Raw genomic sequence first — 12,774 nt, forward strand, 5'->3', positions numbered from 1 at the left:
AAACGTGATCAGGAAGAATGATGTTATTGTGCGGGCGGTTTTTTTGCCGGATGCGGCGTGAACGCCTATCCAAAAGAAAAAGGCCAGCGCGAGGCTGGCCTTTGAACGCAGGTGAAGAAAGATTACTTCAGACCGGCAGCATCGCGCAGCAGCTGCGCTTTGTCGGTTTTTTCCCACGGGAAATGTTCACGACCAAAGTGACCGTATGCTGCGGTTTCTTTGTAGATCGGGTGCAGCAGATCCAGCATCTGAATCAGACCGTATGGGCGCAGGTCGAAGAACTCACGTACCAGCAGGGTCAGTTGTTCAGAAGGCACTTTCTCAGTACCGAAAGTTTCTACCATGATGGAGGTCGGTTCAGCCACGCCGATTGCGTAGGAAACCTGAATTTCACAACGATCGGCCAGGCCAGCAGCAACGATGTTTTTCGCGACATAACGTGCTGCGTAGGCTGCGGAACGGTCCACTTTTGATGGATCTTTACCAGAGAATGCACCGCCACCGTGACGCGCCATGCCGCCGTAGGTATCAACGATAATTTTACGACCAGTCAGACCGCAGTCACCCATTGGGCCACCGATAACGAAACGACCGGTCGGGTTGATGAAGAATTTGGTGGCAGAAGTCAGCCATTCAGCGGGCAGAATTGGCTTGATGATCTCTTCCATTACCGCTTCTTGCAGCGATTTCTGGTCGATCTCTTCAGAGTGCTGAGTGGAAAGCACGACAGCATCGATACCAACGATTTTGCCGTCGTCATACTGAAAAGTCACCTGGCTTTTCGCGTCCGGGCGCAGCCACGGCAGAGTGCCGTTTTTACGCACTTCAGCCTGACGCTGTACCAGACGGTGTGCATAGGTGATAGGTGCTGGCATCAGCACGTCGGTTTCATTAGTTGCGTAGCCAAACATCAGACCCTGGTCACCCGCGCCCTGTTCCAGCGGATCGGCACGGTCAACGCCCTGGTTGATGTCAGGAGACTGTTTGCCGATAGCGCTCAGAACCGCACAGGAGTTAGCGTCAAAGCCCATGTCGGAATGCACATAGCCAATTTCGCGAACGGTGTTACGGGTGATCTCTTCGATGTCTACCCAGGCGCTGGTGGTGATTTCGCCGCCAACTAAAACCATGCCGGTTTTTACGTAGGTTTCGCAAGCAACGCGTGCTTTCGGATCCTGTTCGAGGATCGCGTCTAAAACGGCATCAGAAATTTGGTCAGCAATTTTGTCAGGATGCCCTTCAGAGACGGACTCGGACGTAAAAAGGTGTTTTGCCATATTTAATATCACCTAAAGAGAATTTGGTTAGCTCAAACTGTTGTGTGGATTTTCTGTGGTAGCGGATCCTACCACGACTCTGCAGGTTAAAAACACTGGCAGTCTGAGTGTTAATCGGTATGGATGGATTAACATCTGGATGGCTATTTTAGGTCAATTCTTCACCCTATTTCCACTTTTTTTTGAATCGTGTCTCATTCTGTTAAAAACGTGGCTGGAAATTTTTCCTGACAATGCCGGCATTCTGCGTATTTATCTTTTGCAATTTTCTGCCATTGTGGGGTATAAAACGCGGCGCGCGGCTTAAATAAAAAGCACACGACGTTTCTTTCGTGTTGCCACTTCCAGCCGGGTTGAAATCAGAGTTTTGGCTTGTGGGTTCGTCTTAACAGGCGGCCGTGGAGGTGATACGAAATAATGAACCGTTGTCTGCTGCTTAACCTGTCTCACCGTTCTGGTGAAGATTCGTTCCCCGCACTCTGCATCTCTGCTTTGCATACCTGCCGATGTTATACCCATCTCGGCGCTTCTCAGGATTCAAGAGCTGGTTACAGTTACTGAGGACTGAACAAGGGCGCTCTTGTAAAAACAAGAGTTTTCTCGTGGTTTCGCCGAACTTTCACACTTACGTTCGGTTATGTGCTTAATAATGTTATGAAAAAGAAACCGGTTGCGCAGTTGGAGCGTCAGCATTCACTGCTGGAAAATCCATGTGCTTATGGGTTGTTATCGCAGTTCCAGGCTGCGATAGTCGTTAACTGTTTTACACTTAATAAAATAATTTGAGGTTCGCTATGTCTGACGACATGTCTATGGGTTTGCCTTCGTCAGCGGGCGAACACGGTGTACTACGCTCCATGCAGGAGGTTGCAATGAGCTCCCAGGAAGCCAGCAAGATGCTGCGTACTTACAATATTGCCTGGTGGGGCAATAACTACTATGACGTTAACGAGCTGGGCCACATTAGCGTGTGCCCGGACCCGGACGTCCCGGAAGCTCGCGTCGATCTCGCGCAGTTAGTGAAAACTCGTGAAGCACAGGGCCAGCGTCTGCCTGCACTGTTCTGTTTCCCACAGATCCTGCAGCACCGTTTGCGTTCCATTAACGCCGCGTTCAAACGTGCGAGGGAATCCTACGGCTATAACGGCGATTACTTCCTTGTTTATCCGATCAAAGTTAACCAGCACCGCCGCGTGATTGAGTCCCTGATTCATTCGGGCGAACCGCTGGGTCTGGAAGCCGGTTCCAAAGCCGAGTTGATGGCAGTACTGGCACATGCTGGCATGACCCGTAGCGTCATCGTCTGCAACGGTTATAAAGACCGCGAATATATCCGCCTGGCATTAATTGGCGAGAAGATGGGGCACAAGGTCTATCTGGTCATTGAGAAGATGTCAGAAATCGCCATTGTGCTGGATGAAGCAGAACGTCTGAATGTCGTTCCTCGTCTGGGCGTGCGTGCACGTCTGGCTTCGCAGGGTTCGGGTAAATGGCAGTCCTCCGGCGGGGAAAAATCGAAGTTCGGCCTGGCTGCGACTCAGGTACTGCAACTGGTTGAAACCCTGCGTGAAGCCGGGCGTCTCGACAGCCTGCAACTACTGCACTTCCACCTCGGTTCGCAGATGGCGAATATTCGCGATATCGCGACAGGCGTTCGTGAATCCGCGCGTTTCTATGTGGAACTGCACAAGCTGGGCGTCAATATTCAGTGCTTCGACGTCGGCGGCGGTCTGGGCGTGGATTATGAAGGTACTCGTTCGCAGTCCGACTGTTCGGTGAACTACGGCCTCAATGAATACGCCAACAACATTATCTGGGCGATTGGCGATGCGTGTGAAGAAAACGGTCTGCCGCATCCGACGGTAATCACCGAATCGGGTCGTGCGGTGACTGCGCATCACACCGTGCTGGTGTCTAATATCATCGGCGTGGAACGTAACGAATACACGGTGCCGACCGCGCCTGCAGAAGATGCGCCGCGCGCGCTGCAAAGCATGTGGGAAACCTGGCAGGAGATGCACGAACCGGGAACTCGCCGTTCTCTGCGTGAATGGTTACACGACAGTCAGATGGATCTGCACGACATTCATATCGGCTACTCTTCCGGCATCTTTAGCCTGCAAGAACGTGCATGGGCTGAGCAGCTTTATTTGAGCATGTGCCATGAAGTGCAAAAGCAGCTGGATCCGCAAAACCGTGCTCATCGTCCGATTATCGACGAGCTGCAGGAACGTATGGCGGACAAAATGTACGTCAACTTCTCGCTGTTCCAGTCGATGCCGGACGCATGGGGGATCGACCAGTTGTTCCCGGTTCTGCCGCTGGAAGGGCTGGATCAAGTGCCGGAACGTCGCGCTGTGCTGCTGGATATTACCTGTGACTCTGACGGTGCTATCGACCACTATATTGATGGTGACGGTATTGCCACGACAATGCCAATGCCGGAGTACGATCCAGAGAATCCGCCGATGCTCGGTTTCTTTATGGTCGGCGCATATCAGGAGATCCTCGGCAACATGCACAACCTGTTCGGTGATACCGAAGCGGTTGACGTGTTCGTCTTCCCTGACGGTAGCGTAGAAGTAGAACTGTCTGACGAAGGCGATACCGTGGCGGACATGCTGCAATATGTACAGCTCGATCCGAAAACGCTGTTAACCCAGTTCCGCGATCAAGTGAAGAAAACCGATCTTGATGCTGAACTGCAACAACAGTTCCTTGAAGAGTTCGAGGCAGGTTTGTACGGTTATACTTATCTTGAAGATGAGTAAGTCCTGTGTTACTTGAATCCGCTTAATTTAGCGGTGATAATCCGCCACAATTTATTGTGACAAATCCAACCCTTCCTCGTCGGGCCTAACGACGCGGAAGGGTTTTTTTATATCGACTTTGTAATAGGAGTCCATCCATGAGCACCTTAGGTCATCAATACGATAACTCACTGGTTTCCAATGCCTTTGGTTTTTTACGCCTGCCGATGAACTTCCAGCCGTATGACAGCGATGCAGACTGGGTGATTACTGGCGTGCCGTTCGATATGGCCACTTCTGGTCGTGCGGGTGGTCGCCACGGTCCGGCAGCGATCCGTCAGGTTTCGACGAATCTGGCCTGGGAACACAACCGCTTCCCGTGGAATTTCGACATGCGTGAGCGTCTGAACGTCGTGGACTGCGGCGATCTGGTATATGCCTTTGGCGATGCCCGTGAGATGAGCGAAAAGCTGCAGGCGCACGCCGAGAAGCTGCTGGCTGCCGGTAAGCGTATGCTCTCTTTCGGTGGTGACCACTTTGTTACGCTGCCGCTGCTGCGTGCTCATGCGAAGCATTTCGGCAAAATGGCGCTGGTACACTTTGACGCCCACACCGATACCTATGCGAACGGTTGTGAATTTGACCACGGCACTATGTTCTATACCGCGCCGAAAGAAGGTCTGATCGACCCGAATCATTCCGTGCAGATTGGTATTCGTACCGAGTTTGATAAAGACAACGGCTTTACCGTGCTGGACGCCTGCCAGGTGAACGATCGCAGCGTGGATGACGTTATCGCCCAAGTGAAACAGATTGTGGGTGATATGCCGGTTTACCTGACTTTTGATATCGACTGCCTGGATCCTGCTTTTGCACCAGGCACCGGTACGCCAGTGATTGGCGGCCTGACCTCCGATCGCGCTATTAAACTGGTACGCGGCCTGAAAGATCTCAACATTGTTGGGATGGACGTAGTGGAAGTGGCTCCGGCATACGATCAGTCGGAAATCACTGCTCTGGCAGCGGCAACGCTGGCGCTGGAAATGCTGTATATTCAGGCGGCGAAAAAGGGCGAGTAAGCACCAGATGCGATGCGCACGGGTAAAACGTGCCATTAATGTCGGATGCGGCGTGAACGCCTTATCCGACCTACGTTCGGCACCCGTAGGCCGGATAAGATGCGCCAGCATCGCATCCGGCAATGCGCACAAGGTAACAAATGTGCCATTCATGTCAGATGCGGCGTGAACGCCTTATCTGACCTACGTTCGACACCACCAGGCTTTACTTAATCCCATCCGCGCTCATGCGATCGCGAATATGCTGGGCGCGTTCGGCGGATGCAGGATGGTCGTCAAACATTGAGCTTTGGCGACCTTCTTCCAGTTTTGCCAGTTTTTCAAAGCTGGTGGCAAGACCTGCCGGGCTGATGCCGCGTTGGCGCAGAAGATCGTAAGAATAATCATCGGCTTCTGCTTCCTGGCGCTGGGAGAATTGCGAATTGACTAATTTCTCGCCCAGATTACCAAGTTGTGATTGAGATAAACTTCCGACAATCCCGCCCGCAGAGGCCGCAGCTACTCGCACGGCATTTGTACCAAGTGCCACCTGCATTCCTTTTTTCACATGGCCTAACGCCACGTGCCCCATTTCGTGACCGATCACCGCTTCGACTTCGTTATCCGTCATCATATCCATCAGCCCGCTATAGACGCGGATACAGCCGTTAGCCATTGCAAAGGCGTTCACATCCTTCGCCATATACACTTTGTAATTTACCGGCTGACCGTTGATATTGTTGCCTAGCGCATTGGCAATAGTTGTCAGACGTTTAGCGTATTCGCTATTGGCTGGCGCAATCGTCGCCTTGCTGTCCATCTCCTGACATGCCTGATCGCTCAGGGTTTTCACCTGCGCATCACTCAAACTGTAAGCCTGAAAAGCTTCCGCTCCTGATGAGAGCAGTCCGTTGGAGTCCATATTCTGGCAACCAGTCAGTACCGTTGCCACGCTCATTGCTACCAATAAGGCGCGAATTTTCATGTTTTCTCTTCCGCACAAGGTCAGGATTATTCTAAAAATGCGCCGTTTGCAGGTGAATCGACGCTCAGTCTCAGTATAAGGAAAAGCGCAGCGGACGGGCGAGTAGATTGCGCAACATGCGAGCATGATCCAGAGATTTCTGAAGCGGCAAAAGGATGTTCCATGTACATGACGCGCGGCTTGCGGTAAATTGTTGGCAAATTTTCCGGCGTAGCCCAAAACGCGCTGTCGTCAAGTCGTTAAGGGCGTGCCCTTCATCATCCGATCTGGAGTCAAAATGTCCTCACGTAAAGAGCTTGCCAATGCTATTCGTGCGCTGAGCATGGACGCAGTACAGAAAGCCAAATCCGGTCACCCGGGTGCCCCTATGGGTATGGCTGACATTGCCGAAGTCCTGTGGCGTGATTTCCTGAAACACAACCCGCAGAATCCGTCCTGGGCTGACCGTGACCGCTTCGTGCTGTCCAACGGCCACGGCTCCATGCTGATCTACAGCCTGCTGCACCTCACCGGTTACGATCTGCCGATGGAAGAACTGAAAAACTTCCGTCAGCTGCACTCTAAAACTCCGGGTCACCCGGAAGTGGGTTACACCGCTGGTGTGGAAACCACCACCGGTCCGCTGGGTCAGGGTATTGCCAACGCAGTCGGTATGGCGATTGCAGAAAAAACGCTGGCGGCGCAGTTTAACCGTCCGGGCCACGACATTGTCGACCACTACACCTACGCCTTCATGGGCGACGGCTGCATGATGGAAGGCATCTCCCACGAAGTTTGCTCTCTGGCGGGTACGCTGAAGCTGGGTAAACTGATTGCATTCTACGATGACAACGGTATTTCTATCGATGGTCACGTTGAAGGCTGGTTCACCGACGACACCGCAATGCGTTTCGAAGCTTACGGCTGGCACGTTATTCGCGACATCGACGGTCATGACGCGGCATCTATCAAACGCGCAGTAGAAGAAGCGCGCGCAGTGACTGACAAACCTTCCCTGCTGATGTGCAAAACCATCATCGGTTTCGGTTCCCCGAACAAAGCCGGTACCCACGACTCCCACGGTGCGCCGCTGGGCGACGCTGAAATTGCCCTGACCCGCGAACAACTGGGCTGGAAATATGCGCCGTTCGAAATCCCGTCTGAAATCTATGCTCAGTGGGATGCGAAAGAAGCAGGCCAGGCGAAAGAATCCGCATGGAACGAGAAATTCGCTGCTTACGCGAAAGCTTATCCGCAGGAAGCCGCTGAATTTACCCGCCGTATGAAAGGCGAAATGCCGTCTGACTTCGACGCTAAAGCGAAAGAGTTCATCGCTAAACTGCAGGCTAATCCGGCGAAAATCGCCAGCCGTAAAGCGTCTCAGAATGCTATCGAAGCGTTCGGTCCGCTGTTGCCGGAATTCCTCGGCGGTTCTGCTGACCTGGCGCCGTCTAACCTGACCCTGTGGTCTGGTTCTAAAGCAATCAACGAAGATGCTGCGGGTAACTACATCCACTACGGTGTTCGCGAGTTCGGTATGACCGCGATTGCTAACGGTATCTCCCTGCACGGTGGCTTCCTGCCGTACACCTCCACCTTCCTGATGTTCGTGGAATACGCACGTAACGCCGTACGTATGGCTGCGCTGATGAAACAGCGTCAGGTGATGGTTTACACCCACGACTCCATCGGTCTGGGCGAAGACGGCCCGACTCACCAGCCGGTTGAGCAGGTCGCTTCTCTGCGCGTAACCCCGAACATGTCTACATGGCGTCCGTGTGACCAGGTTGAATCCGCGGTCGCGTGGAAATACGGTGTTGAGCGTCAGGACGGCCCGACCGCACTGATCCTCTCCCGTCAGAACCTGGCGCAGCAGGAACGAACTGAAGAGCAACTGGCAAACATCGCGCGCGGTGGTTATGTGCTGAAAGACTGCGCCGGTCAGCCGGAACTGATTTTCATCGCTACCGGTTCAGAAGTTGAACTGGCTGTTGCTGCCTACGAAAAACTGACTGCCGAAGGCGTGAAAGCGCGCGTGGTGTCCATGCCGTCTACCGACGCATTTGACAAGCAGGATGCTGCTTACCGTGAATCCGTACTGCCGAAAGCGGTTACTGCACGCGTTGCTGTAGAAGCGGGTATTGCTGACTACTGGTACAAGTATGTTGGCCTGAACGGTGCTATCGTCGGTATGACCACCTTCGGTGAATCTGCTCCGGCAGAGCTGCTGTTTGAAGAGTTCGGCTTCACTGTTGATAACGTTGTTGCGAAAGCAAAAGAACTGCTGTAATTAGCATTTCGGGTAAAAAGGTCGCTTCGGCGACCTTTTTTATTACCTTGATATGTCCGTTTGCGGACAAGCAATAGATAAGGCGTGTTGTAGATCACAAATATTTATATGCAATAAATATCAATTATGTAATATGCATCACGATATGCGTATTGACATTTGTTGTTATATCTATAACTCAATGTTATATAAGAAATTAATAATTCACTGTTTTCAAAACACCGGTTTCCCTGCTCAATTGCTTTCATTAAACCGCACGAGTATTTTATTTTTACCGCCGGACGGTACCCTAAAAATAAAATAAGGATAATTTATGCGGCTTAGTGATTATTTTCCAGAATCATCAATCTCAGTTATACATTCAGCAAAAGATTGGCAGGAAGCTATCGATTTCTCGATGGTATCATTGCTGGATAAAAACTATATCAGCGAGAATTACATTCAGGCAATTAAAGATTCCACCATTAACAATGGCCCTTATTATATTCTCGCACCAGGCGTGGCAATGCCTCATGCGCGACCGGAATGTGGGGCGCTTAAAACCGGGATGTCTTTGACATTACTTGAACAAGGTGTTTATTTTCCGGGGAATGACGAACCAATTAAATTACTCATCGGACTCTCTGCTGCCGATGCCGATTCGCACATTGGCGCTATTCAGGCGTTAAGTGAATTACTGTGCGAAGAAGAAATACTCGAACAACTCTTAACAGCATCATCAGAAAAACAATTAGCGGACATTATCAGCCGCGGATAATTACTCTCTCCTCTACAGGATAATATTATGGAAAACAAGTCTGCTCGTGCAAAGGTCCAGGCTTTTGGGGGCTTTTTGACTGCAATGGTCATCCCCAATATTGGTGCTTTTATTGCCTGGGGTTTTATTACTGCGTTATTTATTCCCACCGGTTGGCTGCCTAACGAACATTTCGCCAAAATTGTCGGCCCGATGATTACCTATTTATTGCCCGTGATGATTGGTTCTACAGGTGGTCATCTGGTCGGCGGTAAACGCGGGGCGGTCATGGGCGGAATAGGTACTATTGGTGTGATCGTTGGCGCAGAGATCCCGATGTTCCTTGGCTCAATGATCATGGGGCCGCTCGGTGGGTTGGTCATAAAATATGTCGATAAGGCACTGGAAAAACGCATACCTGCCGGTTTTGAGATGGTTATCAATAACTTCTCATTAGGTATCGCGGGGATGCTCCTTTGTCTGCTGGGTTTTGAAGTTATCGGCCCGGCGGTGTTAATTGCCAATACTTTCGTCAAAGAGTGTATTGAGGCGCTGGTACATGCGGGTTATCTGCCATTGTTGTCAGTCATCAATGAACCGGCGAAAGTGCTTTTCCTCAATAATGCGATCGATCAGGGCGTCTATTATCCGCTGGGAATGCAACAGGCTTCGGTTAACGGTAAATCCATCTTCTTTATGGTGGCCTCTAACCCAGGTCCGGGCCTGGGGCTGCTGCTGGCGTTTACCTTGTTTGGTAAAGGGATGAGTAAACGTTCTGCGCCCGGGGCGATGATTATTCACTTCCTCGGTGGGATCCACGAACTGTATTTCCCGTATGTGCTGATGAAGCCGCTGACCATTATTGCCATGATTGCGGGCGGTATGTCTGGCACCTGGATGTTTAACTTACTGGACGGTGGTCTGGTGGCTGGCCCAAGTCCGGGGTCTATCTTTGCTTACCTGGCACTGACGCCGAAAGGCTCGTTCCTGGCGACAATTGCCGGTGTTACGGTAGGTACCCTGGTGTCCTTTGCTATTACTTCGCTGATACTGAAGATGGAAAAAACGGTGGAAACGGAGAGCGAAGATGAGTTTGCTCAGTCAGCCAATGCGGTTAAGGCGATGAAACAAGAGGGTGCATTCTCGTTAAGCAGGGTTAAGCGTATCGCCTTTGTTTGCGATGCGGGGATGGGCTCCAGTGCGATGGGCGCGACCACCTTCCGTAAACGCCTGGAAAAAGCGGGGCTGGCAATTGAAGTAAAACATTACGCCATAGAAAACGTGCCTGCGGATGCGGATATCGTCGTTACTCATGCCAGTCTGGAAGGGCGCGTGAAACGTGTGACGGATAAACCACTGATATTGATTAATAACTATATTGGCGATCCAAAACTCGACACTTTATTTAATCAATTAACCGCCGAACATAAACACTGATTACAGAGGTAAAAATGAAAACCAAAGTTGCTGCTATTTATGGCAAGCGGGATGTCCGTCTGCGCGTATTTGAACTGCCAGAAATTACCGATAATGAATTACTGGTGAGTGTAATTTCTGACAGCGTCTGTTTATCGACCTGGAAAGCGGCGTTACTCGGTAGTGAACATAAACGCGTACCCGACGATTTAGAAAATCATCCGGTCATTACCGGGCATGAATGTGCCGGGGTTATTGTCGAAGTGGGTAAAAATCTCACTGGCAAATATAAAAAAGGCCAGCGTTTTGTATTGCAACCGGCGATGGGGTTACCAAGCGGATATTCAGCGGGCTACAGCTACGAATATTTTGGCGGCAATGCCACTTATATGATTATTCCCGAAATCGCCATTAATTTGGGCTGCGTATTACCGTATCACGGCTCTTATTTTGCTGCGGCGTCGCTGGCAGAGCCTATGTGCTGCATTATTGGTGCTTATCATGCCAATTATCACACCACGCAATATGTTTATGAGCATCGCATGGGCGTCAAACCTGGCGGCAATATTGCACTGCTGGCGTGTGCAGGTCCGATGGGCATTGGCGCTATCGATTACGCCATTAACGGCGGCATACAACCGTCGCGGGTGGTGGTGGTCGATATCGACGACAAACGTCTGGCGCAGGTACAGAAGCTGCTGCCGGTGGAACTGGCGGCCAGTAAAGGCATTGAGCTGGTGTATGTGAATACCAAAGGGATGAGCGATCCTGTCCAGATGCTGCGGGCGCTGACAGGAGATGCCGGGTTCGATGACATTTTTGTTTATGCGGCGGTGCCTGCTGTCGTTGAGATGGCTGATGAATTACTGGCGGAAGATGGCTGTCTGAACTTCTTTGCCGGGCCGACGGATAAAAACTTCAAAGTGCCGTTTAATTTCTACAACGTCCATTACAACAGCACGCACGTCGTCGGTACATCTGGCGGTTCAACGGACGACATGAAAGAGGCGATTGCCCTTAGCGCCACTGGGCAGTTACAGCCGTCGTTTATGGTGACCCATATCGGTGGCCTGGATGCGGTGCCAGAAACCGTGCTCAATCTGCCGGATATCCCTGGCGGTAAAAAACTCATTTATAACGGCGTGACCATGCCGCTCACTGCCATTGCCGATTTTGCCGAAAAAGGCAAAACCGATCCGCTGTTTAAAGAGTTGGCGCGGCTGGTTGAGGAAACGCACGGCATCTGGAATGAACAGGCCGAGAAATATCTGCTGGCACAATTTGGCGTTGATATCGGGGAGGCCGCGCAATGATGTCCCTGGCGTGGCCATTATTTCGCGTTACGGAACAGGCAGCGTTGGCTGCCTGGCCGCAAACCGGATGTGGCGACAAAAATAAAATTGATGGCCTGGCGGTCACCGCGATGCGCCAGGCATTAAACGACGTCGCTTTTCGTGGACGAGTGGTTATCGGCGAAGGAGAAATTGACCATGCGCCGATGCTGTGGATTGGCGAAGAGGTGGGCAAAGGCGATGGGCCAGAAGTCGATATCGCGGTTGATCCCATTGAAGGCACGCGGATGGTGGCGATGGGGCAGAGCAATGCGCTGGCGGTCATGGCTTTCGCCCCTCGAGATAGCCTGTTACATGCGCCCGATATGTATATGAAAAAGCTGGTTGTTAATCGGCTGGCGGCGGGCGCGATTGATCTGTCTTTGCCTCTGACGGACAACCTGCGCAACGTGGCGAAAGCGTTAGGCAAACCGCTGGATAAGCTGCGCATGGTTACGCTGGATAAACCGCGCCTGAGTGCCGCGATTGAGGAAGCAACACAGCTGGGCGTGAAGGTTTTTGCCCTGCCGGATGGCGATGTCGCCGCCAGCGTGCTGACCTGCTGGCAGGATAATCCTTACGATGTGATGTACACCATCGGCGGTGCGCCAGAAGGCGTGATTTCTGCCTGTGCCGTTAAAGCATTAGGCGGGGATATGCAGGCCGAGCTGATTGACTTTTGCCAGGCTAAAGGGGATTACACGGAAAATCGGCAGATTGCAGAGCAGGAGCGCAAGCGTTGCAAGGCAATGGGCGTTGACGTTAACCGTGTGTACTCGCTCGATGAACTGGTGAGGGGGAACGATATCCTCTTTAGCGCTACGGGCGTGACGGGCGGTGAGCTGGTGAACGGTATCCAACAGACGGCGAATGGGGTGCGGACGCAGACATTACTGATCGGCGGCGCGGACCAAACGTGTAATATAATAGACTCCCTGCATTGATGGTGATC

The 12,774-nt window shown here is 51.8% G+C and carries 12 protein-coding genes; 10 read left to right on the top strand and 2 right to left on the bottom strand.

Annotation, left to right across the window (positions count from 1 at the left end; all coding sequences use genetic code 11):
* Positions 1–122 precede the first annotated feature (122 nt).
* Positions 123–1,277 (bottom strand): methionine adenosyltransferase, encoded by a 1,155-nt coding sequence (metK, locus tag KXD89_RS03870; RefSeq protein ID WP_001062128.1) that lies wholly within the window; start codon positions 1,275–1,277, stop codon positions 123–125.
* Positions 1,278–1,332: 55 nt separating this feature from the next.
* On the opposite strand from metK, the gene yqgD reads away from it, so the two are divergent.
* From yqgD to speB, 5 genes are all read left to right on the top strand, one after another.
* Positions 1,333–1,584: a protein YqgD gene (yqgD, locus tag KXD89_RS22395; protein WP_001326496.1), complete on the top strand. Its 252-nt coding sequence runs from the start codon at positions 1,333–1,335 to the stop codon at positions 1,582–1,584.
* A gap of 110 nt (positions 1,585–1,694) precedes the next feature.
* Positions 1,695–1,838 (top strand): protein YqgG, encoded by a 144-nt coding sequence (gene yqgG / locus KXD89_RS22400; protein ID WP_001297404.1) that lies wholly within the window; start codon positions 1,695–1,697, stop codon positions 1,836–1,838.
* Between the two features lie 93 nt (positions 1,839–1,931).
* Positions 1,932–2,063 carry an acid stress response protein YqgB gene (gene yqgB / locus KXD89_RS03880; RefSeq protein WP_001297406.1) on the top strand — a complete coding sequence of 44 codons (132 nt, stop codon included), beginning with the start codon at positions 1,932–1,934 and terminating at the stop codon, positions 2,061–2,063.
* Positions 2,064–2,071: 8 nt separating this feature from the next.
* Entirely contained in the window at positions 2,072–4,048 is a 1,977-nt protein-coding gene (gene speA / locus KXD89_RS03885) for a biosynthetic arginine decarboxylase (protein ID WP_001300904.1), read from the top strand.
* Between the two features lie 137 nt (positions 4,049–4,185).
* Positions 4,186–5,106 (top strand): agmatinase, encoded by a 921-nt coding sequence (gene speB, locus KXD89_RS03890; RefSeq protein ID WP_000105566.1) that lies wholly within the window; start codon positions 4,186–4,188, stop codon positions 5,104–5,106.
* 205 nt (positions 5,107–5,311) lie between these two features.
* On the opposite strand, the gene loiP is transcribed toward speB, so the two are convergent.
* Positions 5,312–6,070, bottom strand: coding sequence for a metalloprotease LoiP (gene loiP / locus KXD89_RS03895; RefSeq protein WP_001326497.1), 759 nt, complete (start codon positions 6,068–6,070; stop codon positions 5,312–5,314).
* A gap of 277 nt (positions 6,071–6,347) precedes the next feature.
* Between loiP and tkt the strand changes: the two genes are divergently transcribed.
* From tkt to glpX, 5 genes are all read left to right on the top strand, one after another.
* Positions 6,348–8,339, top strand: coding sequence for a transketolase (gene tkt / locus KXD89_RS03900; RefSeq protein WP_000098614.1), 1,992 nt, complete (start codon positions 6,348–6,350; stop codon positions 8,337–8,339).
* A gap of 313 nt (positions 8,340–8,652) precedes the next feature.
* A complete protein-coding gene (gene cmtB, locus KXD89_RS03905; RefSeq protein ID WP_001239650.1) occupies positions 8,653–9,096 on the top strand; it encodes a PTS mannitol transporter subunit IIA in 444 nt (147 codons plus the stop codon).
* A gap of 27 nt (positions 9,097–9,123) precedes the next feature.
* Positions 9,124–10,512 carry a PTS mannitol transporter subunit IICB gene (gene cmtA / locus KXD89_RS03910; RefSeq protein WP_000428805.1) on the top strand — a complete coding sequence of 463 codons (1,389 nt, stop codon included), beginning with the start codon at positions 9,124–9,126 and terminating at the stop codon, positions 10,510–10,512.
* Between the two features lie 14 nt (positions 10,513–10,526).
* Positions 10,527–11,804: a zinc-binding dehydrogenase gene (locus KXD89_RS03915; RefSeq protein WP_000853247.1), complete on the top strand. Its 1,278-nt coding sequence runs from the start codon at positions 10,527–10,529 to the stop codon at positions 11,802–11,804.
* Positions 11,801–12,766 carry a class II fructose-bisphosphatase gene (gene glpX, locus KXD89_RS03920; protein ID WP_000987283.1) on the top strand — a complete coding sequence of 322 codons (966 nt, stop codon included), beginning with the start codon at positions 11,801–11,803 and terminating at the stop codon, positions 12,764–12,766. The genes KXD89_RS03915 and glpX overlap by 4 nt, the downstream gene beginning before the upstream one ends.
* Positions 12,767–12,774: the final 8 nt, after the last annotated feature.

Source organism: Escherichia sp. TC-EC600-tetX4 (genome assembly GCF_019356055.1).
Classification (GTDB): Bacteria; Pseudomonadota; Gammaproteobacteria; order Enterobacterales; family Enterobacteriaceae.

Excerpts from the sequence above, each read along its gene's own strand:
- metK (WP_001062128.1), bottom strand. The coding sequence starts at position 1,277 with ATGGCAAAACACCTTTTTACGTCCGAGTCCGTCTCTGAAGGGCATCCT.
- yqgG (WP_001297404.1), top strand. The coding sequence starts at position 1,695 with ATGAACCGTTGTCTGCTGCTTAACCTGTCTCACCGTTCTGGTGAAGAT.
- yqgB (WP_001297406.1), top strand. The coding sequence starts at position 1,932 with ATGAAAAAGAAACCGGTTGCGCAGTTGGAGCGTCAGCATTCACTGCTG.
- speA (WP_001300904.1), top strand. The coding sequence starts at position 2,072 with ATGTCTGACGACATGTCTATGGGTTTGCCTTCGTCAGCGGGCGAACAC.
- speB (WP_000105566.1), top strand. The coding sequence starts at position 4,186 with ATGAGCACCTTAGGTCATCAATACGATAACTCACTGGTTTCCAATGCC.
- loiP (WP_001326497.1), bottom strand. The coding sequence starts at position 6,070 with ATGAAAATTCGCGCCTTATTGGTAGCAATGAGCGTGGCAACGGTACTG.
- tkt (WP_000098614.1), top strand. The coding sequence starts at position 6,348 with ATGTCCTCACGTAAAGAGCTTGCCAATGCTATTCGTGCGCTGAGCATG.
- cmtB (WP_001239650.1), top strand. The coding sequence starts at position 8,653 with ATGCGGCTTAGTGATTATTTTCCAGAATCATCAATCTCAGTTATACAT.
- cmtA (WP_000428805.1), top strand. The coding sequence starts at position 9,124 with ATGGAAAACAAGTCTGCTCGTGCAAAGGTCCAGGCTTTTGGGGGCTTT.
- KXD89_RS03915 (WP_000853247.1), top strand. The coding sequence starts at position 10,527 with ATGAAAACCAAAGTTGCTGCTATTTATGGCAAGCGGGATGTCCGTCTG.
- glpX (WP_000987283.1), top strand. The coding sequence starts at position 11,801 with ATGATGTCCCTGGCGTGGCCATTATTTCGCGTTACGGAACAGGCAGCG.